The sequence below is a fragment of the Amycolatopsis sp. 3B14 genome, assembly GCF_050958625.1.
GTDB classification, from domain to species: Bacteria; Actinomycetota; Actinomycetes; order Mycobacteriales; family Pseudonocardiaceae; genus Amycolatopsis_E; species Amycolatopsis_E thermoflava.
The window spans coordinates 26,302-46,358 of record NZ_JBHZEN010000006.1 but is presented as its reverse complement, the minus strand read 5'-3'; the positions used below and the strand labels follow the sequence as shown (position 1 = coordinate 46,358).

Below are 20,057 nucleotides of genomic sequence, written 5' to 3'. Positions count from 1 at the left end.
GCCAAGATCTTCTTCATGATGGGCTCCACCCACGCGCTCACCGGCTGGTGCGCCGGTCTCGCGCTCGCCCCGGCCATCGGCGCCGGCTCCGTGCACCAGGCGCTGGCCTTCGCCGCGACGACCGCGGGTTTCGCGCTGCTGCCGGACCTCGACCACCCGCACGCCCGCGCATCGAAGCTGCTCGGGCCGATCACCGGCCTGGTGTGCTGGCTGCTCCGGCACACCTCGGCGGCGCTGTACAAGGTCACGAAGGGCCCGCGCGACGAGCGGGGCCGGGGCAGCCACCGGCACCTGTCGCACACGCTGCTGTTCGCGATCGGTCTCGGCGTGGCGACGACGTACGGCACCCGGGCAGGCGGCTGGTACGTCGTGGCCGGGGTGGTGTTGTTCGCGTTGCTGCTCGCCGCGGACGCGCTGGGGGACTGGCTGCTGCTGGTCGCCGGCGGCGGGGTCGTGTGGTGGGCGCTGACGGCCAGCGCCGCGGCGGAGTTGTCGCAGCTCACCGGCTGGCTGGGGATCGCGGTCGCGGCCGGCTGTTTCGTGCACTGCCTCGGCGACGCGCTGACCGAGTCGGGCTGCCCGTTCCTGTTCCCGGTGCCGATCGCCGGGGAGACCTGGTACGAGCTGCGGCCGCCGTCGTTCCTGCGGTTCCGCACCGGGAAGGGCGTGGAGAAGTTCCTGGTCGTGCCGGTGTTCACGGTGCTGGCGGTGCTGCTGGTGCCCGGCGCGTGGCCCGGTCTGGTCGGGTTGTTCGCGGAACCGGCGGTGACGGCGGGCGGCTAGAATCGGACACGATGACGACCCCCGCGAGCCGCACCGGACTGCGCGCCGACGCGCGCCGCAACCGCGCCCGTGTCCTGGCGGCGGCGCACGAGGCGTTCGCGGACGAGGGCCCGTCGGTGCCGCTGGACGAGATCGCCCGGCGGGCGGGGGTCGGCGCCGGCACGGTGTACCGGCACTTCCCCAGCAAGGAAATGCTGTTCGAGGCCGTCGTGCTGGACCGGATCGAGTGGCTGGCCGGGCAGGCGCGGGAGCGGCTCGAAGCGGCCGACCCCGGCGCGGCGTTCTTCGAGTTCTTCGACGTGGTGGCCGAGCAGGCGCTGCTGAACAAGGCCCTGTGCGACGCGCTGGAGGCGAGCACCGGGCTGCCGTTCAAGGCCGCGTCGGACGAACGCGCCGAGTTCCGCGCCGCGTTCGCCGACCTGCTGCGCCGGGCGCAGGCCGCGGGCGCCGTCCGGGCGGACGTCGAGCCCGGCGACCTGACCGCGCTGCTCGCGGGCTACCTCGCGATCCAGCGCCAGGCCCCGGCGGGCCGCCCACTGGCGAAGATCATCTCCGACGGGCTCCGGGCCTAGCCGAGAAGGCGGCTTCCGAGGAAGAAGCGGTGGCCGCGCAGTGGCGCGCGGAGGCGAACCGCCTCCGGCCGCAGCGGCGTGACTCGCGCCGGCCCACTCGGCAGGGGAGCCGTGCGGCCGGCGTCGAGCGCTTCGAGTCGGCGTTGGCGGAGTTCCTGGGCGGGGCCGCGGTTCCGGGTGACGTGCTGCGGATCGCGGCGGAGAACTGGATCGTCCTGGTCGGTGGCAGGCTGGACACGGCCCGCGAGTGGTGGGCGAGCGGGATCAACCCGTTCGACGACAGCGTGTGGGAGCTGCACCTCAAGGGCGTGCGCCCGGACGACCTCGGGCGGCGCTGGCAGGGGAAGTCCTTGCTGCAGCACTTCCGTTCGGGCGTCCCGGCCGAACGGTGTGCCGAGCTCGCACTCCGGTTACGCCTCGGAGGCGTTCCCAAGTCGGCGTAGGCCCATCAGCGCGAGTCCTCGCGACGGCACCGCCAGCCCGGAGCGATCAGCGCTGTACAGCCATCTCGCCCAGCTCGGACCAGTCCTCCTGCGGCACCTCGAAGTTGACGATCCGCGGGGTCTCCGCCAGGTGCGGCGGCAGCGTGCGCTGCGCATCCTTGAAGTGCTCGGACTGGACGTGCGCCGCGCCGGCGTCGCCGTCGCGGAAGGCTTCCACCAGCACGTACTCGTTGGGGTCCTCGATGCTGCGCGACCAGTCGAACCACAGGCAGCCCGGCTCGGCGCGGGTGGCGAGCGTGAAGTCCCGCGCGATGTCGGGCCAGTCGTCGGCGTGCTGGGGCAGGATCCGGAACTTCGCGGTGATGAAAATCATGGGTCCACCGTAGAGCCGCGGGGCCGCGACCACACCGGCCGCGGCCCCGCGCGGGTCACGGCGTGACGCCGAACTGGTTCGCCAGGTCCGTCAGCATCGCCGAGGCGCCCTGCAGGCTCACGGCGCTGAACCACGTGGTGTCGGAGACATCGACGATCTTGCCCTGCAACGTCGCCCACAGCGGGTTGGCCTGGAACTTCGCCTTCGGGTCCTCCGCCGTCTTCGTCTCGTCGGAGTACGACGACACGAAGATGACATCGGCGTCCAGTTTGGCGATGTCCTCCTGGCTGAGGTTCACCGAGATCTTGTCGGTCGAGTCCGGCTGCCCGGCGGGCCGGGACAGCTTGGCGTCGGCCATCACGACGCCGGGGTAGGACGCGCTGCTGTAGAGCCGCACGGTCGGCTCGCCCTCGACGAACCGCACGATCGACACCGTGGGCGTGCGGCCGAGCTTCGCGGCGATCTCCTGGCCGATCCGCTGCGCCCGCTGCTCGTACGCGCCGATCTTCTGCTCGGCCAGCGGCTCCTTGCCGAGGACCTGCGCGAGCAGCCGGATGTTGTCCTTCCAGATCCCGCCGGTCGTCGTCGAGAAGACCGTCGGCGCGACCCCGGTGAACTGCTCGTAGTACTTCTCGTGCCGCACCTTCGCGGAAACGATCACGTCCGGCTTGATGTCGTAGAGCTGCTCGACGTCCGGGGTCTCCAGCGGGCCGATCACCTTGGCGCCCTCGCCGAACCTGCGGTCCTCACCCAGGTACTCAGGCAGCTGGTCGAAGTTGCGGTACTTCGTGTACGCCACGACCTGGGCTTCCAGCGCGAGCGCGGCGTCCACGTAGCTGGTGTCGAGCGCGGCGACCGTCTTCGGCTGCGTCTCGAGCACGGTCGAGCCCATCGCGTGCTGGATCGTGCGGGGGAAGCCCGCCTGGCCGGCCCCGCTCTGCTGCGTGGCCTCGTCGCTGCCGCCCCCGCAAGCGGTGAGGGTCAGGCTCGCGGTCACGGCCAGCGCCAGTGCTGCTCGCCACGGTCTCGTCATCGTGATCTCTCTTTCGGTTAGCCTTGCCTAACGCGGAGCATAGGATGCGGTTTGTCCCGTTTGGAAGCTCGAGTTGGATAGGCGACATCAGTGACGGTGGTGGCGACAGCCCGGCCACGGACGCGGAGGCAGCGTCGTCTCGCCGGTATCGGCGGGCTCGCCGTCCTGCTGGTCCTCATCTGCGCGGCGAGCGTCGCGCTCGGTACGAAGTCGATCCCGCTCGGTGAGGTGTGGACGGCGCTCACCCAGCCGTCCGGGTCCGAATCGGACATCATCGTCCGGTCGCTGCGGTTGCCGCGCACCGTGCTCGGCCTGCTCGTCGGGCTCGCGATCGGCGTCGCGGGCGCGCTCATGCAGGGCCACACGCGCAACCCGCTCGCCGACCCCGGTCTGCTCGGCGTCACGCACGGCGCGGCGCTGGCGGTCGTGTTCGCGGTCGTGGTGCTCGGGATCGACGGCCTTTACGGCTTCATCTGGTTCGGGTTCGCCGGCGCGCTGCTGGCCAGCGTCGCGGTGTTCCTGCTCGGCGCGGTCGGCGGCAAGGGAGCGACCCCGGTGACGCTCGCGCTCGCCGGCGCCGCGGTGAGCGCGCTGCTGCACGGGCTGGTGTCGGCGATCATCCTCGGCGACGAGCGGGGCATGGAGATCTACCGCTTCTGGCGGATCGGGTCGATCGCCGGGCGTGACTTCGCGATCACCGGCCAGATCGCGCCGTTCCTGGTGGCCGGCCTGCTGCTCGCCTTGATCAACACGCCCGGCCTCAACACGCTGGCGCTGGGCGAGGACGTCGCGACCGCGCTCGGGCAGCGCGTGCTGCGCACCCGGGTCCTCGGCGTCGCCGCGATCACGCTGCTGACCGGTTCGGCGGTCGCCGCGTGCGGGCCGATCGCGTTCCTCGGGCTCGTCGTGCCGCACCTGGCCCGCGCGATCACCGGCCCGGACTACCGCTGGCTGGTGCCGGTGGCCGGGCTGCTGGGCGCGCTGCTGTTGCTGACTGCCGACGTGCTCGGGCGGGTGCTGACCGGCGACAACTTCGAGGTGGGGATCCTGCTCGCGATCATCGGGGCGCCGGTGTTCATCGTGCTGGTGCGGCGGCGGGGGCTGAGCAAGGTATGAGTCGCAAGGTGCTGGCCGCCGGACCGGTGGCGTGGACGGTCAAGCCGCGGCTGGTCGCGGTCGTCGTGATCGCGGCGGTGCTGCTGGTGCTCGTCGCCGCGATCAACATCGGGATGGGCAGTTCCCGCATCGGGATCTGGAACGTGCTGGAGACCCTGCTCGGCGGCGGAACCCGGCGGGAACGCGGGATCATCTTCGACCTGCGTCTGCCGCGCACGCTCGCCGGTGTGCTGGTCGGCGCCGCGCTCGGGCTGTCCGGCGCGTTGTTCCAGTCGGTCGCGCGGAACCCGCTGGCCAGCCCGGACATCCTGGGCATCACGTGGGGCGCGGGTGTCGGCGCGGTGACCGCGATCGTCGCCGGCGGGTACCGCGGCCAGGTCAGCGGCATGGTGAGCGCGCTCGGCGTGCCGGTCGCCGGGCTGATCGGCGGGCTGCTGGCTGGTGTGCTGCTGTACGCGTTGTCGTGGCGGCGCGGCATCGACGGCTACCGCATGGTGCTGATCGGGATCGGGTTGTGGGCGATCAGCTACAACATCGTGAACTGGCTGCTGGCCGCCGGGGACGTGAACGACGCGGCGCGTGCGACGACGTGGCTGGTCGGCAATCTCGCCGACGTCGGGTGGGACTCGGTCGGCCCGGTCGCGATCGCGCTGGCCGTGCTGGTGCCGGTCACCCTGATCTGCGGGCGCACGGTCGGGGGCTTGCAGTTCGGCGACGACACCGCCCGCGGGCTCGGCATCCGGGTCGACGGCGCGCGTGGCGCGCTGCTGTTGCTGGCGGCCGCGCTGGCCGCGATCGCGACCGCCGCGGCGGGGCCGATCACGTTCGTCGCGCTGGCGACGCCGCAGATCGCGGTGCGGCTGGCGAAGACGGCGCAACCGCCGCTGTTCGGATCGATGGTGCTGGGCGCGCTGCTGACCGTCGGGGCGGACCTGCTGACCCGGTTGCTGCTGCCGGACCTGCCGGTCGGGGTGCTGACCGCGATCCTCGGCGCCCCCTACCTGATCTTCCTGTTCGTCCGGAGCCGCCGGGAGGCACGAGCATGACGTCACGACTGCGGGCCGAGGGCCTGAAGCTGGGGTACGGCGAGCGGCTGGTTGTCGACGGCCTGGACCTGGACGTCCTGGACGGCACGATCACCGCGATCATCGGCCCGAACGGTTGCGGCAAGTCGACGCTGCTGCGGGCGCTGGCGCGGTTGCTGGCGCCGCGGGAGGGTGCGGTGCTGCTGGACGGCGAGCGGATCGACAAGCTGCCGACGCGCGAGGTCGCGAAGGTGGTCGGGCTGCTGCCGCAGTCGCCGGTCGCGCCGGAGGGTCTGACGGTCGGCGACCTGGTGGCGCGCGGGCGGCACCCGCACCAGCGCTGGTACCGCCAGTGGTCGTCGTCGGACGAGGCCGCGATCGAAAACGCGCTGCGCTTGACCGGGATGGACGTGCTGGCGGACCGGGTGGTGGACGAGCTGTCCGGCGGCCAGCGGCAGCGGGCGTGGATCTCGATGACGCTGGCCCAGGAGACCGGGTTGCTGCTGCTGGACGAGCCGATCACGTACCTGGACCTGGCCCACCAGATCGACGTGCTGGACCTGGTGCACCGCCTGCACCGCGACCGCGGCACGACGGTCGTGATGGTCCTGCACGATCTGAACCTGGCCGCCCGCTACGCCGACACGCTGGTCGCGATGCGCGACGGGCGGATCATCGCGCAGGGCCCGCCGTCGGCGGTGCTGACGGAGCCGCTGCTGGACGAGATCTTCGGCCTGTCGGCAAAGGTCCTGCCCGACCCGGTCTCCGGGACGCCGCTCGTGGTGCCGATCAGCGCACACCTCCAAGGGGACGACTGACCGCGGGCGCACCGCTCGGTCGCACCGGCGCTGCTGCGGTGCCGACCGCACCAGCTGCTGCGGCGCGCCACTGCCATCGCGTGAGCTGCGACCCGGGGCCGCTACGACGCCAGGTGCCGCGGCCACCGCCAACGGCGTGCCGCCACCACAGTCACTTGTTCAGCGCGCCAGCCGCCGCCATCACCGTTCGCTGCCCACCGCGTCCCGCAACAGGAACGGCGCGCCTGGGCCACCAACAGCAGGACGGCGCTCATCCACAGCCAGCCGACGGACACCTGGATGAGGACGAACATGCGTCGGTGGCTGGACCGTCTCACCGCGACAGTCCTCATCGGACTCGGGGTGCGGGTCGCTACGGAGTCCCGCTGAGCGACAGTGCCATGTACTTCACGTCGAGGTACTCCTCGATGCCCTCGGCGCCGCCCTCGCGGCCGAACCCGGACGCCTTGACCCCGCCGAAGGGCGCCGACGCGTTCGACACCAGCCCGGTGTTGAGCCCGACCATCCCGGTCGCCATCCGCTCCCCGACGCGGATCGCGCGGTCGAGGTCCCGCGTGAACACGTACGCCACCAGCCCGAACTCGGTGTCGTTGGCGAGCCGGACGGCCTCGTCCTCGTCCTCGAACGTGGTCACCGGCGCGACCGGCCCGAACACCTCTTCACGCAGGATGCGCGCGTCCGGCGGGACGTCGGTGAGTACGGTCGGCGGGTAGAAGAAGCCGTCGCCGTCCAAGGCCTTGCCGCCGGTGGTCGCGTGCGCGCCGCGGGACAACGCGTCCTCGACCAGCTCGACGACCTTGTCCCGCTGCTCGGCGCTGATCAGCGGCCCCACCTTCACGCCGTCCTCGGTGCCGTGCCCGACCTTCAGCGACGACATCGCCTCGGTCAGCTGCCGCACGAACTCCCCGGCCACCGACGAGTGCACGTGGAACCGGTTGGCCGCCACGCACGACTCGCCGTTGTTGCGCATCTTCGCGGTGACCGCGCCCTTGACCGCGGCGTCGAGGTCCGCGTCCTCGAACATCAGGAACGGCGCGTTGCCGCCCAGTTCCATCGACATCCGCTGGAGGTTCGGCGCGCACTGCTCGACCAGCTTGCGCCCGACCTCGGTGGACCCGGTGAAGGACAGCTTCCGGATCCGCGGGTCGGCCAGCGCCGGGTTCACCACCCGGCTCGCCGACGTGCTCGGCAGCACGCTCAGCACACCGTCCGGCAGCCCCGCCTCCTTCAGCAACCCGGCGAGGTTCAGCATCGACAACGGCGTCAGCTGCGCGGGCTTGACGATCATGGTGCAGCCGGCGGCGATGGCGGGCCCGATCTTGCGGGTGCCCATCGCCAGCGGGAAGTTCCACGGCGTGACCAGGATGCACGGACCCACCGGGTGCTTCGACACCAGGACGCGGCCGCCACCGGCCGGGCTGCGCGCGTACCGCCCGTCGATGCGCACGGCCTCCTCCGAGAACCACCGGAAGAACTCCGCGGCGTAGGTGACCTCGGCCTTCGACTCCGCCAGGCTCTTGCCCATCTCCAGCGTCATGAGCCGCGCCAGCTCGTCGGCGCGGTCGGTCATCAGCTGCCACGCTCGGCGCAGGATCTCGCCCCGCTCCCGCGGCGGCGTCGCGGCCCACTCCTCCTGCTTCGCGACGGCCGCCTCGATGGCTTCGCCGACGTCGGCGTCCTGCGCGTCGGAGACCTCGCAGAGCTGCTGCCCGGTCCCCGGGTCCTGCACGCCGAAGCGGCTGCCGTCCGCGGCGTCACGCCACTGACCGGCGAGGAAGATCTGACGCGGTACTCCATCGAGGGTCATGTGGCGTGACTACCCGTGCGCGGGGCCTCGTATGCCTCTGCCCGGCCGTCGTGCGGCAGAGCCCGGACCCCCCGACGAGCCCGGGCGCTGCCACTCGGATGACCAGGTGCTACCCGATGTCGCGCCGCTGAAAACGTGCCAGACCCGTGGCAAGCGTGACCACCGCGATCCCGAGCAGCCACGCGAACGGCGCGACCACGAAGTCCGCGCTCGGCAGCTTCGGCACGTGCGTGAACGGCGAGACGTCGAGCAACAGCTGCGGCGCCTGCACGACCGGTCCGAACAGCGACAACAGGAGGAACGCCGCGGCCACCCCCCACGCCGCCGTCGCGAACTTCGGCGCGAACCCGAACACCACCACGGCGATCCCGACGACCACCCACACCGCGGGCACCTGCGCGACCGTCGCGCCGAGCACCGCGGGCACCTGGCCGCCCACGTCACCGACGCGCAACCCGTGCAGCAGCCCCGCGGACAGCCCGGACACGACCAGCAGCAGCGCCGTCCCCAGCAGCGAGAACACCAGGTGGCTGCCCGCCCACTGCAACCGGCGCACGCGGGTCGCGAGCAGCGGCTCCAGCCGCAACGCGGTCTCCTCCGAGCGCATCCGCAACGTCGCCTGCACCGCGTACATCGAGGCGACCATCCCGAAGATGCCGGCGATCGCGGCGAGGAACGTGTCGACCAGGTTCTGCGCGCCGCCCAGCCGCTCGAACATCTGCTGGGCTTGTGCGCTGTCCCCGACGATGTCGCCGATGCCCGCGGCCAGCGAGCCGAACATCGCCCCCAGCACCGCGAAGCCGACGGTCCAGCCGATCAGCACGCCCCGGTGCAGCCGCCACGCCAGCGCGAACGGCGACCGCAGCCCGGGCGCCGCCACCGGCGGGCCGGGACGGGCCGGGAAGATGCCCATCCCGACGTCCCGCCTCGGCAGCAGCCGGTAGGCCACCGCCCCCAGCACGACGGCCACCGCGACCAGCAGCAGCGCGACGGCCCACCGGTCCCCGGCGAACGGCCGGATCTGCGTCGACCACCCGAGCGGCGACAGCCAGGACAGCCACGAGATGTCGGTGGCCGAGTCGCCGACCGCGCGCAGCAGGAACGCGACCCCGAGCACCGCCGAGGCGATTCCGTTGGCGGTGCGTGAGTACTCGGCGAGCTGGGCGGCGATGGCGGCGACCGCGGCGAACACCAGCCCGGTCAGCGTGGTCCCGAGCCCGAACGCCACCGACCCGCCCGCGGGCAGCCCCGCGCCGATCAGGCCGAGCGCCACCAGCAGCCCGGTCCCCACCGCGCCGATGGCGGCGGTGATCAGCGCGGCCGTCAACGCGGCGTAGCGCCCGGTCACGGTCGAGGACAGCAGCTCCTGCCGCCCGGTGTCCTCCTCCTGGCGGGTGTGCCGCGTGACCGTGAAGATGCAGGCCAGCGCCGCGAACAGGGGCAGGAACACGCCGAAGCGCCATGCCGTGAACCCGCCTGCGGTGGACAGGTCGAACGGCGGCCCGTACAGCAGGGTGATCGACGGGTTCGCGCTCATCCCCGTCGTCAGGGACGCCCGGCTGGCGGCGTCCGGGTACAGCTGGTCGTAGGCGCCGGCGCTGCTCGCCGGCAGGACGCCGATCACCAGCGCCCAGAGCGGCAGCACGACCCGGTCCCGCCGCAGCGCGAGACGCACCAGGTGCCGGGTGCCCACCAGCGCGGTCATCGCGCGCTCGCTTCGGTCGTGTAGTGGCGCAGGAACAGCTCCTCCAGCGTCGGCGGCTGGCTGGTCAGGCTGCGCACGCCGACCTCGGTCAGCTTGCGCAGCACCTGGTCCAGCGACTGGGTCTCGACGTCGAACCGGACCCGGTTGCCGTCGACCTTGAGGTCGTGCACCTCGGCCAGCGAGCCGAGCCCGTTCGGGTGGCCGGCGAGCTCGGCCACGATCGACGTGCGGGTGAGGTGCCGCAGTTCGCTCAGCGTGCCGGTCTCGACCGCGTGCCCGTTGCGGATGATGCTGACCCGGTCGCACAGCGCCTCGACCTCGGCGAGGATGTGGCTGGACAGCAGCACCGTGCGGCCCTTGTCGCGTTCCTCCTGGATCGCGTACTGGAAGGTGGCCTCCATCAGCGGGTCGAGGCCCGAGGTCGGTTCGTCGAGGATCAGCAGCTCGACGTCGGAGGACAGGGCCGCGACGATCGCGACCTTCTGCCGGTTGCCCTTGGAGTAGGTGCGGCCCTTCTTCTTCGGATCGAGGTCGAACCGCTCGATCAGCTCGTCGCGTCGGCGCTTGTCGAGCCCGCCGCGCAGCCGCCCGAGCAGGTCGATGACCTCGCCGCCGGACAGGTTGGGCCAGAGGTTGACGTCTCCGGGGACGTAGGCGAGCCGGTGATGCAGGCTCGCGGCGTCGCGCCAGGGGTCGCCGCCGAGCAGGCGGACGGTGCCCCGGTCCGCGCGCAGCAGACCGAGCAGGACACGGATGGTGGTCGACTTCCCGGCCCCGTTCGGGCCGAGGAAGCCGTGCACTTCTCCGGTCTTGACCTGCAGGTTCAGGTCGTCGAGGGCCTTAGTCGCACCGAACGACTTGTGCAGGCCCTCGATGGAGATGGCGTTGTCCATGCGGCCGAAGCTACAGTCATTTCACAAAGTTGTGAAGTTAGGAAAACGTATAGATTGGCTGAAGCGCTGGACGGGTGAGGAAGGATGATCTCCATGCGGGACGAAGAGGCGGTTCGGCGGTACGTCGAGCGGCTGGCTCTCGTGCTCAACCAGCTCGGCATCCAGCGCATGGCCGCGCGCGTGTTCGCCGCGCTCGTGGTCACCGACGACAGCCGCCTGACCGCGGCGGAGCTGGCGGAGAACCTGCAGGTCAGCCCGGCCGCGGTGTCCGGGGCGGTGCGCTACCTGGAGCAGGTGGGGCTGGTCGAGCGGGAGCGGGAGCCCGGCTCGCGGCGCGACCACTTCCGGGTGCTCGACGACATGTGGTTCGCCAGCCTGCGCAAGCGCGACCGGCTCATGGAGATGTGGCGGGACGCCGCTGAGGAGGGCGTCGACGCGGTGGGGGCGGACACCCCGGCCGGCAGGCGGCTCGCCGATATGCGCGACTTCCTGTCGTTCATCATCAGGGAGCTGCCGCTGCTGCTGGAGCGCTGGGAGAAGGAGCGGGCGAGTCGCTAGGGCAGGACGGCCTTGACGAGCTTGCGCGCCAGCGCCGTCGGGTCCCCGGCCTCGGTGTCCCAGTGCCGCAGGAAACCCTGCTGGAAGGCGGCGCCCAGCAACAGCGTCGCGATCGCGTCCGGGTCCGATGTGGACGGCAGACGGCCCAGGTCCCGTTCGGCGCGCAGGTAGTTCGCCAGCCTGGTCACGGGTGTGCGCGGCCCGGCGCCGTGCTCGTGGATCGCGGCGCGGTGGGCCGCCAGCAGTTCCCGTGAGGAGAACAGGGAAGCGCCGATCGGGAAGCTCTCGGTGTAGAAGTCGATCGCTGTGCTGGTGATGCGGATCAGGTTGCCGCGCACCGTGTGCCGCCCGGGGGCGATGTCGCCGAGGACTGCCTCCAGTCCGGGCAGCTGTGAGGTCATGACGCCGAGGAAGATCTCGGTCTTGTCCGCGAAGTGCTTGTACAGCGCCGCTTCCGAGAAACCCGCGGCGCGGGCGATCTCCTTGGTGGTGGCGCGCGCGTAGCCCTGCTCGCGCATCACCTCCGCGGCCGCGGCGAGGATCTTCTCCCGAGTTCCCATGCGTCCTCAGCGTTCTCTCAGTGCTCGCTTGACGGTTAGTGAGTGCTCACCCACCATAGCAGGTGAGTGAACACTAACCAGGGAGGAAGACCATGAAGCTGACGGTGTTCGGCGCGACCGGCGGGACGGGCGTGGAGATCGTGCGGCAGGCGCTGGCCGCGGGTCACCAGGTGACGGCCGTGGTGCGTGATCCGGCGCGGCTGGACGTGCCACCGCAGGCGCGGCTGGAGGTCGTGACCGCGGACGTGTTCGACGCGGATTCGCTGGTGCCCGCCATCACCGGCCGCGAGGCCGTGCTGTCCGCGCTGGGGCCCCGCGACCGGGGGCCGAGCGTGATCTGCCGGGACGGGACGAGAGCCATCATGATCGCGATGACCGCGGCCGGCGTGCGGCGGCTGGTCGTGGTGAGCAACAGCGGCATGCACCCCGAGGGCGACGGGTGGTTCACGCGCCTGGTGGTCAAGCCGCTCCTGATCCGCATGCTGCGTGAGGGATACGCCGACATGGGCGAGATGGAGCGCCGGGTGATCGAGTCCGGGCTCGACTGGACGATCGTGCGCCCGCCGAAGCTCAACGACGGCCGTCTCACCGGCCGCATCGCGAGCGAGACCAGGGGGAACGTGCGCGGCAGTTTCACCATCTCCCGCGCCGACCTGGCCGACTACGTGCTGCGCGCGGCCGCGGATCCGGAGCTGACGAGGATGGCCGTGTCGATCGCCAAGGGCTAATGTGAACGGGTGTCAACTTCGCGGACTGCCCTGACCCTCGCGGCCACGGTCGGACTCGCCCCGGTGCTGGTCGCCCAGGGCTTGCACGTGCGCCGGACGACACCGCGGCTGCCGGGCGCGTCCGGGCCGCTGCGGGGTTCGGCGCCCGGACCGGACCCGCTGCGGCTGCTGGTGGTCGGCGAGTCCACTGTGGATGGCGTCGGCGCGGGGACGCACGAGGAGGCGCTGACCGGGCAGCTGGCCGCGGCGCTCGCCCGGCGGCTGGGGCGCGGGATCGACTGGCGCGTGGCCGGGCGGACGGGCGCCAACGCGCGCACGGTCCGGACAGAGCTGCTCGACGAGGCGTGCCGGGAGCGGGCGGATCTGGTCGCGGTGGCGCTCGGTGTCAACGACACCATCGAGATGCGCTCACCCACCCGCTACCGGCGCGACCTGCTGGAACTGGTGGTGACGGCGCGACGGGCGCTCGGGCCGGTCCCGGTGCTGCTGGCCGGCGTCCCGCCGCTCGCCGCGTTCCCGTCGCTGCCGCAGCCGTTGCGCCTCGTGCTCGGCCTGCGGGGCGAGGCGCTGGACGCGGCGGCGGCCACGCTCGCGGAACTGCCGGGCGTCACCCACTGCCCGGTGCCGCGCGCGGTGGTCGACCCGGAGCTGTTCGCGGCGGACGGGTTCCACCCCGGACCGGCCGGCTACCGGCTGTGGGCGGACAAGCTCGCGGAGGCCGTCGCATTGGGCTGATCGGGTGAAACCGGCCGCCGCCGACCAGGTGCTTTGGAAAAACTTCTGTCGCTGTGTATCTGGCGAGGGCCTCCCCGCGTCATAGGGGGCGTTGGCTGGTTGCACACCGACTGGAGGAACGCATGAGCTCTCCCCGGCCCTTCGCCGAGGAAATCCGCGCCGTGCGGGATTCCCTTGCCACGATGGGGGATCCGTGGCAGGCGGGGGAGACGGTGCTCAGCCGGCTGGCGGGCGAGTCGCGCAGGGTGCGACTGGGGGTGCCGGCCCCGAGCGTGGCCGAAGTGGAAGCCCGGGCCGAGTTGCCGGGGCGGATGCTCGAGGTCGCGCTCGGGGCCGCCGGCCAGCCCTGCACCGCGCTGCACGCGCCGGGCAGCACGCTGCCCGCCAAGTTCGACCTCCGCGACGTGTGCGGCCGCAGCTACGTCACGCCGGTGAAGGACCAGGGGGAATCGGGGTCCTGCAGCGCGTTCGGCACCATCGCGGCACTCGAGGGGACCGCCGCGTACACGCGCCGCAACACCGGCATGCGCCTCGACCTGTCGGAGGCGCACCTGTTCTTCGGGTTCGCGCCGGCACACCGCAAGCCGGGTGACACCGGGTCCTGGCCGGACGACCTGATGGGGGACTGCGCGGCCAAGGGCGTCACCTTCGAGGACTACTGGCCGTACTCGGACGAGGGCACCGGCGCGCTGCACCCGAACTGGGTGAACCGCGTCGCGCGCGCGGAGGGCGTCGTCGACCTCACCCAGGACCCGGCCGCGATCAAGCACCACATCTACGGCTACGGGCCGGTCACCGCGTGCATGGTGATCTACGACGACTTCTTCCACTACACCGGCGGCATCTACCGCGCCACCACGACGGAGAGCAACGGCGGGCACTGCGTCGCGCTCATCGGCTGGGACGACGAGCAGAGCTGCTGGATCGCCAAGAACTCCTGGGGCACCGACTGGGGCGAGGGCGGGTTCTTCCGGATCGCCTACGGCGAGGCCTTCATCGAGGACTATCCGGAACCGCGGCCGACGACCCTCGGCTGCACCGGGGTCACCCTGCGCGCGTGGCTACCGCCGCAGCGCGCGCTGCGCCTGTTCTCGGCCGGTGCCGGTGAATGGGTCTGCCTGGAGCAGCTGGGCTGGGTCCGGCTCGCGGGGGACGCCGCGGGCGTGAGCCGTCAGCTCGCGCTGCTCGCCGAGGCTCGGGCCGGCGGGCATCCCGTCAGCCCGTTCCTCGACCAGGGCGTGCTGACCAAGGTTGCCACCACCTACTGATGGGGAGCGGAGCATGACCACGAGCAAGAGCGAGACGCCGGACACCGGCCCACAGGACGACCCGAACGCCGAACTCGCCGAACTGACCAGGGAGACGCCCGGATCCGACGGCCCGGCCGGCGTCTACGACCCGAACACCCCGCCGCCGACCGGCGTTTATGACCCGAACACCCCGCCGCCGACCGGTGTCTATGACCCGAACACGCCGCCGCCGACGGGCGTGTATGACCCGAACACCCCGCCGCCGACCGGTGTGTATGACCCGAACACGCCGCCGCCCGCCGGCGTCTACGACCCCAACACCCCGCCCCCGAGCGGTGTGTACGACCCGAACACCCCGCCGAACGGCAACGGCACGCCGGCTCAGCCGGTGCCGCAGGCGCAGGGCGTCTGGGTGCACGGCAGGCAGGTCGCGCGGCTGTGGTCGACGAGCGCCAACCCGGGCGTCTGGGTGGACATCGCGGGTCTGGGCTGGAAGCGGCTCGCCGCCACCGCGGACGGGCGCAGCTCCCTGACGACGCTGGCACTGCTGGCCCGCAACCACGGGCTGCCGGTGTCCTTCCACGAGAACGCCGCCGGGCAGATCGACCAGATCCTGGTCTGACGGCGGCACGCAGACCGGCGGTGGCCGGCAGCCGAGGGGGCCGCCGGCCACCGCCACCCTGGGGAGCTTCCAGTGACACAGATCCGGCTCGCGCAGGCGGATTCGGGGGAGACGGCGCGGCTCCACGTGGGGGACACGGTGGAGCTGCGCCTGCCGGAGGTCCGCGCGTCGGGTTACCGGTGGCGCTGGCGGTTGCCGGACGCGGTCCGCGTGGTGGCGGACGAGCACGTCCGGTCCAGGGGGGTGGCCCACGGGGAGGGGCCACCGGGCGAGGGGGGTGTGCGCCGGCTGGCGCTCGACGTCGTCGAGCCCGGCCGGCACCTGCTCCGGGCGGAGCTGGCGCGGCCGTGGGAGGTGGAGCCGCGCCGCTCCGTCACGTTCGTGCTCGCCGTGACTGCTCCGAACGAGTGATGTTGTGTATCTGGCGTTCGCCTTCGTGCTCTGCACGGTGACGGAGCCGGAGATACTGCCTAGCGCTGACCCGAGGAGAACCACGCGAAGTGGGGGCGAACGCGGTGACGGAAGCGAGGACCGCCGAGGCGGATCCGTCCTGGGAGGGACTCCGCGGACCGGAGCTGTTCGAGGCGTGCCTTGCCGCGGCGCGGGCGGGGGACAAACGCGCGCTGAACCGGCTGGTCGCCGAGCTGACCCCGCTGGTGTGGAACGTGGCGCGCGGCCAGGGGCTGGACAGCCACTCGGCCGAGGACGTGGTGCAGACCGTGTGGCTGGCGCTGGTCAGCCACCTCGACCGGCTGCGCGAGCCGAAGGCGCTGGCCGGCTGGCTGGTCGTCACCGCGCGGCACGAATCGCAGCGCGTGCGCGGGCGGAAACCGCCGCCGGTGCCGTTGACCGACGAACTGGCCGAGACCGTGGCGAGCACCGACCCCGCGCCCGAGGCCGAGGTGCTGCGCACCGAGCGCGACCAGCGGCTCTGGCGCGCCTTCCGCAGGCTTCCGCAGCGGTGCCAGGAACTGCTGCGGCTCACCGTGCTCGCCGGTCGCGCCGAGTACCGGCTCGTCGCCGAAGCGCTGCAGATGCCGCGCGGCAGCATCGGACCGAACCGCGGCCGCTGCCTGAAGACGATGCGCGAACTGCTGGACATCGAAGGGGGCAGCGCATGAACGACAATCTGCCAGGGGGTGGGGCGCACCCCGGCGACGAAGAACTGCTGGCCGATCTGGGCCGGGTGCTGGCTGCCGTCGACCCGCCCCCGGACGGCCTGGTCGAGCGCGTGCAGTTCGCACTCGAACTGGAGAACCTCGACTTCGAGATCGCCCAGTGGGAGCGGGCCGACCCGGCGCTGGCCGGCGTCCGCAGCATCACCGACGAGGGCACGATCACGTTCACGGTCAGCGATCTCACGGTGATGATCAACCTGACCAGGGTCGGGCACTGCCACCGCATCGACGGCTGGCTGGTGCCCGCCGCCGCGCACGGGGTCGAGGTGCGGGTGGCCGAACACGGGTCGTCCTCGACGGTGGCCGACGAGGGCGGCCGGTTCGTGCTCGACGACGTGCCGCGCGGGACCACGCAGATCGTGATCTCGGTCGGCGGGGCCAGCAGCCGCCGCACCGTCGTCACGCCCGCGGTCGTCCTCTGACCGGCTGCTCACCCCGGCCCCCGCATGTGCTCAGATAGACCACGTGTCAGCTCAGCGTGAGTCCCGGCGTGCGCTGGGCCGGGCATCGGAGCTGCGTGGGCGGGCCGCGGACGCCGCGGGCAACTTCCGCAACGTGGAGGCGGTGCGGTTGTTCAACCGCGCCTTGCGGGTGCTCGCGGACGGGCCGGACGACGTCGAGTGGATCACCCTGCGGGCACGGGTCCTGCTCGGCCTCGCGATGTCCGAGGCCGAGACCGGCTCGGCGGCAGCGGGCCTGCGCCACCTCGACGACGCCCGGCAGCTGACCGATCGGCTGCCGCCCGGGCCGCCGCAGCGAGTCCTGCGGGCGCTGGTCGGCGCCCAGCGCGCGCTGGTGCTCGGCCGGATCGGCCGGCTGTCCGAAGCGCTGGCGCTGTTCGACGAGATCCTGCCGGTGCTGGAAAACGAGGCCGACGACAACGCGCTGTCGCTGACCCGCAACCTGATGAACCGCGCCAACATCAACGTCGAGCTGCAGCGGCCCGCGGCGGCGCTGGCGGACCTGCGGCGCTGCCTCGAACTGGCCACCGAGCACGGGCTGACCCGGCTGGAGGGCAAGGTCCGGCACCTGCTGGGCGAGCAGGGGCAGCTCCTCGGCGACGTCCCCGGCGCGTTGCGGCACTACGAGCAGGCCGCACGGATCTACGAGGACGCGGCTCCCGGCTGGCTCGCCCGGCTCCGCGTCGACCAGGCCAGGGCGCTGCTCGTCGCCGGTCTCGCCGAGGACGCGGCGCGGCACCTCGACGAGGTCCTGCCCGAACTGTATTCGAGCCGCAACGTGCAGGACATCGCCGAGGCCGAGGTGGCCCGCGCGGCGGCCGCGATCCTCGACAACGACCACGGCCGGGCCCGCGAGCTGGCCGAGCTGGCGCGGCGGCGGTTCCTCCGGCGCGGCAACGAACGATGGGCCGCGGTCGCCGCGCTGACCCGGCTGCGCGCCGACGCCACCGAGGTCCTCGGCGGCACGCGACGGCCGCCGGCGCGGCTCGTCACGGGTCTCACCGGGCACGCCGACCGCCTCGCGGAACTGGGGCTGCGCGACGAAGCGGCGGTGGCCCGGCTGCTCGCGGTGCGGCTGCTGCTGCGCCGCGGGGACGTCACGGCGGCCGAGGAGCTGCTCGCGCGGGTGCCGCGGCCGCGCCGCACCACGCCGATCGACCACGTCATGCTGCTGCGGCTGTGCCGCGCCGAACTCGCCGTGGCGACCGGCCGTCCGCGTGCGGCGCTGGCGCAGGCGCGCAGCGGCTTCGCCGAGCTGAGCCGGGTGCGCGACCGGATGGGCGGGCTGGACCTGGTGTGCGGGACCGCGGTGCACGGCCAGGAGCTGGGCCGCCTCGCGGTCGGGCTGGTGCTCGGCACCACCCGCGGCCACGCCGGCGCGCGCAGGCTGTTCGCGTGGCAGGAGCGGACGCGCGCGCAGGTCTACCGCTACGAGCCGCTGCCCGCGATCGACGATCCGGTGCTGGCCCGGCTCATCACCGAGATGCGGCAGGTGCAGCGGCTCGCTCAGCAGAACCGGCTGGACGGCAGGCCGGTGGCGGCGCTGGAGCAGCGCTACGCCCGGCTGCAGCGGGAGGCGGGCCGCCTCGGCTGGTACACCAGCCCCTGGGGCAGGCCGCGCCCGGTCAGCTCACCCGAGGAGGTGGCCGCCGAGCTGGGCGAGCGCGTGCTGGTCAGCCTGATCGGCCAGGACGGCGAGCTGTCCGCGGTGGTCGTGCGGGACGGCCGGTTCCGGCTGGTGCGGCTGGGCGGGCTGGACGAGGTCGTGGAGATCACCAAGCAGCTGCACGCCGACCTGAACGCGCTGGCCCCGGACCACCTGCCGTCGCCCCTGGTCGCGGCCGTCACGGCGTCCGCGGAGAAGCGCGCCCGCCTGCTCGACGAGCGGGTCGTGCGGCCGCTCGCGGACGCGATCGGCGACCGCGAGCTGGTCATCGTGCCGACCGGGCCGCTGTACGCGCTGCCGTGGCCCGCCCTGCCGTCGTTGCGCGGCCGTCCGCTGTCGATCGCGCCGTCGGCGACCGCGTGGTTGACCGCGATGCGCCGCGAGCTGATCGACCCGGTCGTGCTGGTCGGCGGGCCGGACGTGCCCGGCGCGATCGGCGAGGTGCGGCAGCTGCGCGCGGTCTACCCGTCGGCGACGCTGGTCGACGGCTCGGCGGCGACCAGTTCCGCGGTGCTGGAAGCGCTCGACGGGTCGGGCCTGGCGCACCTGGTCGCGCACGGCGCGCACGAACCGGCGAACGCGTTGTTCTCGCGGCTGGAACTGGTCGACGGGCCGCTGTTCGCGCACGAGACCGCGCGGCTGCGGCGCCCGCCGGACCGGGTGGTGCTGGCCGCCTGCGAGCTGGCGATGAGCCACATCCGGCCGGGTGAGGAGGCGCTCGGGTTCGCCGGCGCGCTGCTGGCCAGCGGGTCCCGCACGATCGTCGGGGCGATCGCGCGGGTCGGCGACCGGGCGGCGGCGGAGGCGATGACCGACCTGCACCAGCGGCTCGCGTCGGGGATCTCCCCGGCGCTGGCACTGGCGCACGCGACCGCCGCCGATCCGCTGCGCCGCCCGTTCCTCTGCCTCGGCGCCGGTTAGCGCTCGGCGGCCTTGACCAGCTTCGCGGACAGGAACTTGATCGCTCCCGCGAGCGCGGCGCGCACGACCGGGCCGGTGCCGGGGATCTTCTCCTGGAACGAGCCGCGCCAGGTCAGCCGCGTGCCGGTGCCGTCGGGCTCGAAGGTCACCTCGCCGCGGTAGCCGCGCACCGGCGCGGGCTCGGCGAAGGTGTAGACGTGGCGGCGGTCTTGCTCGTACTCGAGCGTCTCCTCGCGCATGAGCAGCGGCCACGCCCCGACGGCCCGGATCGAGCCCACCCCGCCCGCCGGATCGGCCCACCGGTCCCAACGGGACACGACGATGAGCGGTTTCGCCCAGTCGGACCAGCGGGCGCCGTCGGTCTCCAGCCGGAAGAGGGTCGCGGGCGGGGCGCTGCTGGTGCGGGTGACCTCGAAGGAGAACGTCCTGGCGGGCATCGGTGACCTTTCCGCTCGGGTAGGGGTTACCGGGCAGTAAACCAGGGGCTTACCGGATGCGGGGGGCCTGACCTTGGGGTTTCATGGGTTCATGGGCATCGACTTCAACGAGATCAAGAAAAAGGCGCAAGAGGCGCTCGGCCACAACGCCGGCAAGATCGAACACGGCCTGGACAAGGCGAGCGGCTTCGCCAAGTCGAAGTTCGGCCAGCACTCCAGCAAGATCGACAACGTCACGTCGAAGGCGAAGGACTTCCTGCACAAGCAGACCGGCGGCGGGCACGGCGAGCCCGGCCCGCAGGGTGGACCCGGACCGGCCGGACCCCAGACCGGACCCCAGAGTGGCCCGACCGGGCCGACCAGCCAGCCGTAA

The 20,057-nt window shown here is 72.6% G+C and carries 23 protein-coding genes; 16 read left to right on the top strand and 7 right to left on the bottom strand.

Annotation, left to right across the window (positions count from 1 at the left end):
• Positions 1–15: 15 nt before the first annotated feature.
• The 3 genes from ACCP09_RS03960 (at position 16) to ACCP09_RS03950 (ending at position 1,798) form a co-directional block, all read left to right on the top strand.
• Positions 16–783: a metal-dependent hydrolase gene (locus tag ACCP09_RS03960; RefSeq protein WP_027932901.1), complete on the top strand. Its 768-nt coding sequence runs from the start codon at positions 16–18 to the stop codon at positions 781–783.
• 11 nt (positions 784–794) lie between these two features.
• Positions 795–1,355: a TetR/AcrR family transcriptional regulator gene (locus tag ACCP09_RS03955; RefSeq protein ID WP_433743213.1), complete on the top strand. Its 561-nt coding sequence runs from the start codon at positions 795–797 to the stop codon at positions 1,353–1,355.
• Positions 1,356–1,498: 143 nt separating this feature from the next.
• Positions 1,499–1,798 carry a hypothetical protein gene (locus ACCP09_RS03950; protein ID WP_433743211.1) on the top strand — a complete coding sequence of 100 codons (300 nt, stop codon included), beginning with the start codon at positions 1,499–1,501 and terminating at the stop codon, positions 1,796–1,798.
• A 46-nt stretch (positions 1,799–1,844) separates the two neighbouring features.
• Here the strand turns inward: ACCP09_RS03950 and ACCP09_RS03945 are convergent, their stop codons facing one another.
• Together ACCP09_RS03945 and ACCP09_RS03940 are read right to left on the bottom strand one after the other, a co-directional pair.
• A complete protein-coding gene (locus ACCP09_RS03945) occupies positions 1,845–2,171 on the bottom strand; it encodes a putative quinol monooxygenase (protein ID WP_433743209.1) in 327 nt (108 codons plus the stop codon).
• 55 nt (positions 2,172–2,226) lie between these two features.
• On the bottom strand, positions 2,227–3,204 hold the full coding sequence (locus ACCP09_RS03940) for an ABC transporter substrate-binding protein (RefSeq protein ID WP_231960678.1): 978 nt from the start codon (positions 3,202–3,204) through the stop codon (positions 2,227–2,229).
• Between the two features lie 90 nt (positions 3,205–3,294).
• Between ACCP09_RS03940 and ACCP09_RS03935 the strand changes: the two genes are divergently transcribed.
• The 3 genes from ACCP09_RS03935 to ACCP09_RS03925 are packed head-to-tail and all read left to right on the top strand — an operon-like array spanning position 3,295 to position 6,163.
• Positions 3,295–4,320: a FecCD family ABC transporter permease gene (locus ACCP09_RS03935; RefSeq protein ID WP_400983650.1), complete on the top strand. Its 1,026-nt coding sequence runs from the start codon at positions 3,295–3,297 to the stop codon at positions 4,318–4,320.
• The gene (locus ACCP09_RS03930) at positions 4,317–5,366 is read left to right on the top strand and encodes a FecCD family ABC transporter permease (RefSeq protein ID WP_027932896.1); all 1,050 of its coding nucleotides are present in this window, start codon (positions 4,317–4,319) and stop codon (positions 5,364–5,366) included. Before ACCP09_RS03935 ends, ACCP09_RS03930 begins: the two co-directional genes overlap by 4 nt.
• The gene (locus ACCP09_RS03925; RefSeq protein WP_027932895.1) at positions 5,363–6,163 is read left to right on the top strand and encodes an ABC transporter ATP-binding protein; all 801 of its coding nucleotides are present in this window, start codon (positions 5,363–5,365) and stop codon (positions 6,161–6,163) included. The genes ACCP09_RS03930 and ACCP09_RS03925 overlap by 4 nt, the downstream gene beginning before the upstream one ends.
• A 352-nt stretch (positions 6,164–6,515) precedes the next feature.
• Here ACCP09_RS03925 and ACCP09_RS03920 read toward each other — a convergent pair whose 3' ends face one another.
• The 3 genes from ACCP09_RS03920 to ACCP09_RS03910 all read right to left on the bottom strand — a co-directional run bounded on the left by ACCP09_RS03920 (position 6,516) and on the right by ACCP09_RS03910 (position 10,568).
• Entirely contained in the window at positions 6,516–7,970 is a 1,455-nt protein-coding gene (locus ACCP09_RS03920) for an NAD-dependent succinate-semialdehyde dehydrogenase (RefSeq protein ID WP_433743205.1), read from the bottom strand.
• 109 nt (positions 7,971–8,079) lie between these two features.
• Positions 8,080–9,675 (bottom strand): ABC transporter permease, encoded by a 1,596-nt coding sequence (locus ACCP09_RS03915; RefSeq protein WP_378333695.1) that lies wholly within the window; start codon positions 9,673–9,675, stop codon positions 8,080–8,082.
• Entirely contained in the window at positions 9,672–10,568 is an 897-nt protein-coding gene (locus ACCP09_RS03910) for an ABC transporter ATP-binding protein (protein WP_027932891.1), read from the bottom strand. The genes ACCP09_RS03915 and ACCP09_RS03910 overlap by 4 nt, the downstream gene beginning before the upstream one ends.
• Before the next feature lie 84 nt (positions 10,569–10,652).
• Between ACCP09_RS03910 and ACCP09_RS03905 the strand changes: the two genes are divergently transcribed.
• Positions 10,653–11,126, top strand: coding sequence for a GbsR/MarR family transcriptional regulator (locus ACCP09_RS03905; RefSeq protein ID WP_017986292.1), 474 nt, complete (start codon positions 10,653–10,655; stop codon positions 11,124–11,126).
• Here the strand turns inward: ACCP09_RS03905 and ACCP09_RS03900 are convergent.
• Positions 11,123–11,686 carry a TetR/AcrR family transcriptional regulator gene (locus ACCP09_RS03900; protein WP_027932889.1) on the bottom strand — a complete coding sequence of 188 codons (564 nt, stop codon included), beginning with the start codon at positions 11,684–11,686 and terminating at the stop codon, positions 11,123–11,125. The genes ACCP09_RS03905 and ACCP09_RS03900 overlap by 4 nt on opposite strands.
• Before the next feature lie 92 nt (positions 11,687–11,778).
• Between ACCP09_RS03900 and ACCP09_RS03895 the strand changes: the two genes are divergently transcribed.
• The 8 genes from ACCP09_RS03895 to ACCP09_RS03860 all read left to right on the top strand — a co-directional run bounded on the left by ACCP09_RS03895 (position 11,779) and on the right by ACCP09_RS03860 (position 19,247).
• Positions 11,779–12,414, top strand: coding sequence for an NAD(P)-dependent oxidoreductase (locus tag ACCP09_RS03895; RefSeq protein ID WP_433743201.1), 636 nt, complete (start codon positions 11,779–11,781; stop codon positions 12,412–12,414).
• A 9-nt stretch (positions 12,415–12,423) separates the two neighbouring features.
• Positions 12,424–13,149, top strand: a complete 726-nt coding sequence (locus ACCP09_RS03890; RefSeq protein WP_433743199.1) for an SGNH/GDSL hydrolase family protein — start codon at positions 12,424–12,426, stop codon at positions 13,147–13,149.
• Between the two features lie 122 nt (positions 13,150–13,271).
• On the top strand, positions 13,272–14,417 hold the full coding sequence (locus tag ACCP09_RS03885; protein ID WP_037322708.1) for a C1 family peptidase: 1,146 nt from the start codon (positions 13,272–13,274) through the stop codon (positions 14,415–14,417).
• 13 nt (positions 14,418–14,430) lie between these two features.
• The gene (locus ACCP09_RS03880; protein ID WP_433743197.1) at positions 14,431–15,021 is read left to right on the top strand and encodes a hypothetical protein; all 591 of its coding nucleotides are present in this window, start codon (positions 14,431–14,433) and stop codon (positions 15,019–15,021) included.
• Positions 15,022–15,093: 72 nt separating this feature from the next.
• Positions 15,094–15,432, top strand: a complete 339-nt coding sequence (locus ACCP09_RS03875) for a protease inhibitor I42 family protein (RefSeq protein WP_027932884.1) — start codon at positions 15,094–15,096, stop codon at positions 15,430–15,432.
• Positions 15,433–15,536: 104 nt separating this feature from the next.
• The gene (locus tag ACCP09_RS03870) at positions 15,537–16,142 is read left to right on the top strand and encodes an RNA polymerase sigma factor (RefSeq protein ID WP_027932883.1); all 606 of its coding nucleotides are present in this window, start codon (positions 15,537–15,539) and stop codon (positions 16,140–16,142) included.
• Positions 16,139–16,621, top strand: coding sequence for a hypothetical protein (locus ACCP09_RS03865; RefSeq protein ID WP_027932882.1), 483 nt, complete (start codon positions 16,139–16,141; stop codon positions 16,619–16,621). The genes ACCP09_RS03870 and ACCP09_RS03865 overlap by 4 nt, the downstream gene beginning before the upstream one ends.
• A 43-nt stretch (positions 16,622–16,664) precedes the next feature.
• Complete coding sequence (locus ACCP09_RS03860) at positions 16,665–19,247, top strand: CHAT domain-containing protein (protein WP_433743194.1); 2,583 nt, start codon at positions 16,665–16,667, stop codon at positions 19,245–19,247.
• Here ACCP09_RS03860 and ACCP09_RS03855 read toward each other — a convergent pair.
• On the bottom strand, positions 19,244–19,684 hold the full coding sequence (locus ACCP09_RS03855) for an SRPBCC family protein (protein WP_433743192.1): 441 nt from the start codon (positions 19,682–19,684) through the stop codon (positions 19,244–19,246). The genes ACCP09_RS03860 and ACCP09_RS03855 overlap by 4 nt on opposite strands.
• A gap of 91 nt (positions 19,685–19,775) precedes the next feature.
• Between ACCP09_RS03855 and ACCP09_RS03850 the strand changes: the two genes are divergently transcribed.
• Complete coding sequence (locus ACCP09_RS03850) at positions 19,776–20,057, top strand: antitoxin (protein ID WP_017986303.1); 282 nt, start codon at positions 19,776–19,778, stop codon at positions 20,055–20,057.

Excerpts from the sequence above, each read along its gene's own strand:
- ACCP09_RS03900 (WP_027932889.1), bottom strand. The coding sequence starts at position 11,686 with ATGGGAACTCGGGAGAAGATCCTCGCCGCGGCCGCGGAGGTGATGCGC.
- ACCP09_RS03905 (WP_017986292.1), top strand. The coding sequence starts at position 10,653 with ATGATCTCCATGCGGGACGAAGAGGCGGTTCGGCGGTACGTCGAGCGG.
- ACCP09_RS03880 (WP_433743197.1), top strand. The coding sequence starts at position 14,431 with ATGACCACGAGCAAGAGCGAGACGCCGGACACCGGCCCACAGGACGAC.
- ACCP09_RS03910 (WP_027932891.1), bottom strand. The coding sequence starts at position 10,568 with ATGGACAACGCCATCTCCATCGAGGGCCTGCACAAGTCGTTCGGTGCG.
- ACCP09_RS03925 (WP_027932895.1), top strand. The coding sequence starts at position 5,363 with ATGACGTCACGACTGCGGGCCGAGGGCCTGAAGCTGGGGTACGGCGAG.
- ACCP09_RS03865 (WP_027932882.1), top strand. The coding sequence starts at position 16,139 with ATGAACGACAATCTGCCAGGGGGTGGGGCGCACCCCGGCGACGAAGAA.
- ACCP09_RS03885 (WP_037322708.1), top strand. The coding sequence starts at position 13,272 with ATGAGCTCTCCCCGGCCCTTCGCCGAGGAAATCCGCGCCGTGCGGGAT.
- ACCP09_RS03855 (WP_433743192.1), bottom strand. The coding sequence starts at position 19,684 with ATGCCCGCCAGGACGTTCTCCTTCGAGGTCACCCGCACCAGCAGCGCC.
- ACCP09_RS03940 (WP_231960678.1), bottom strand. The coding sequence starts at position 3,204 with ATGACGAGACCGTGGCGAGCAGCACTGGCGCTGGCCGTGACCGCGAGC.
- ACCP09_RS03930 (WP_027932896.1), top strand. The coding sequence starts at position 4,317 with ATGAGTCGCAAGGTGCTGGCCGCCGGACCGGTGGCGTGGACGGTCAAG.
- ACCP09_RS03895 (WP_433743201.1), top strand. The coding sequence starts at position 11,779 with ATGAAGCTGACGGTGTTCGGCGCGACCGGCGGGACGGGCGTGGAGATC.
- ACCP09_RS03945 (WP_433743209.1), bottom strand. The coding sequence starts at position 2,171 with ATGATTTTCATCACCGCGAAGTTCCGGATCCTGCCCCAGCACGCCGAC.
- ACCP09_RS03960 (WP_027932901.1), top strand. The coding sequence starts at position 16 with ATGATGGGCTCCACCCACGCGCTCACCGGCTGGTGCGCCGGTCTCGCG.
- ACCP09_RS03920 (WP_433743205.1), bottom strand. The coding sequence starts at position 7,970 with ATGACCCTCGATGGAGTACCGCGTCAGATCTTCCTCGCCGGTCAGTGG.
- ACCP09_RS03850 (WP_017986303.1), top strand. The coding sequence starts at position 19,776 with ATGGGCATCGACTTCAACGAGATCAAGAAAAAGGCGCAAGAGGCGCTC.
- ACCP09_RS03915 (WP_378333695.1), bottom strand. The coding sequence starts at position 9,675 with ATGACCGCGCTGGTGGGCACCCGGCACCTGGTGCGTCTCGCGCTGCGG.
- ACCP09_RS03955 (WP_433743213.1), top strand. The coding sequence starts at position 795 with ATGACGACCCCCGCGAGCCGCACCGGACTGCGCGCCGACGCGCGCCGC.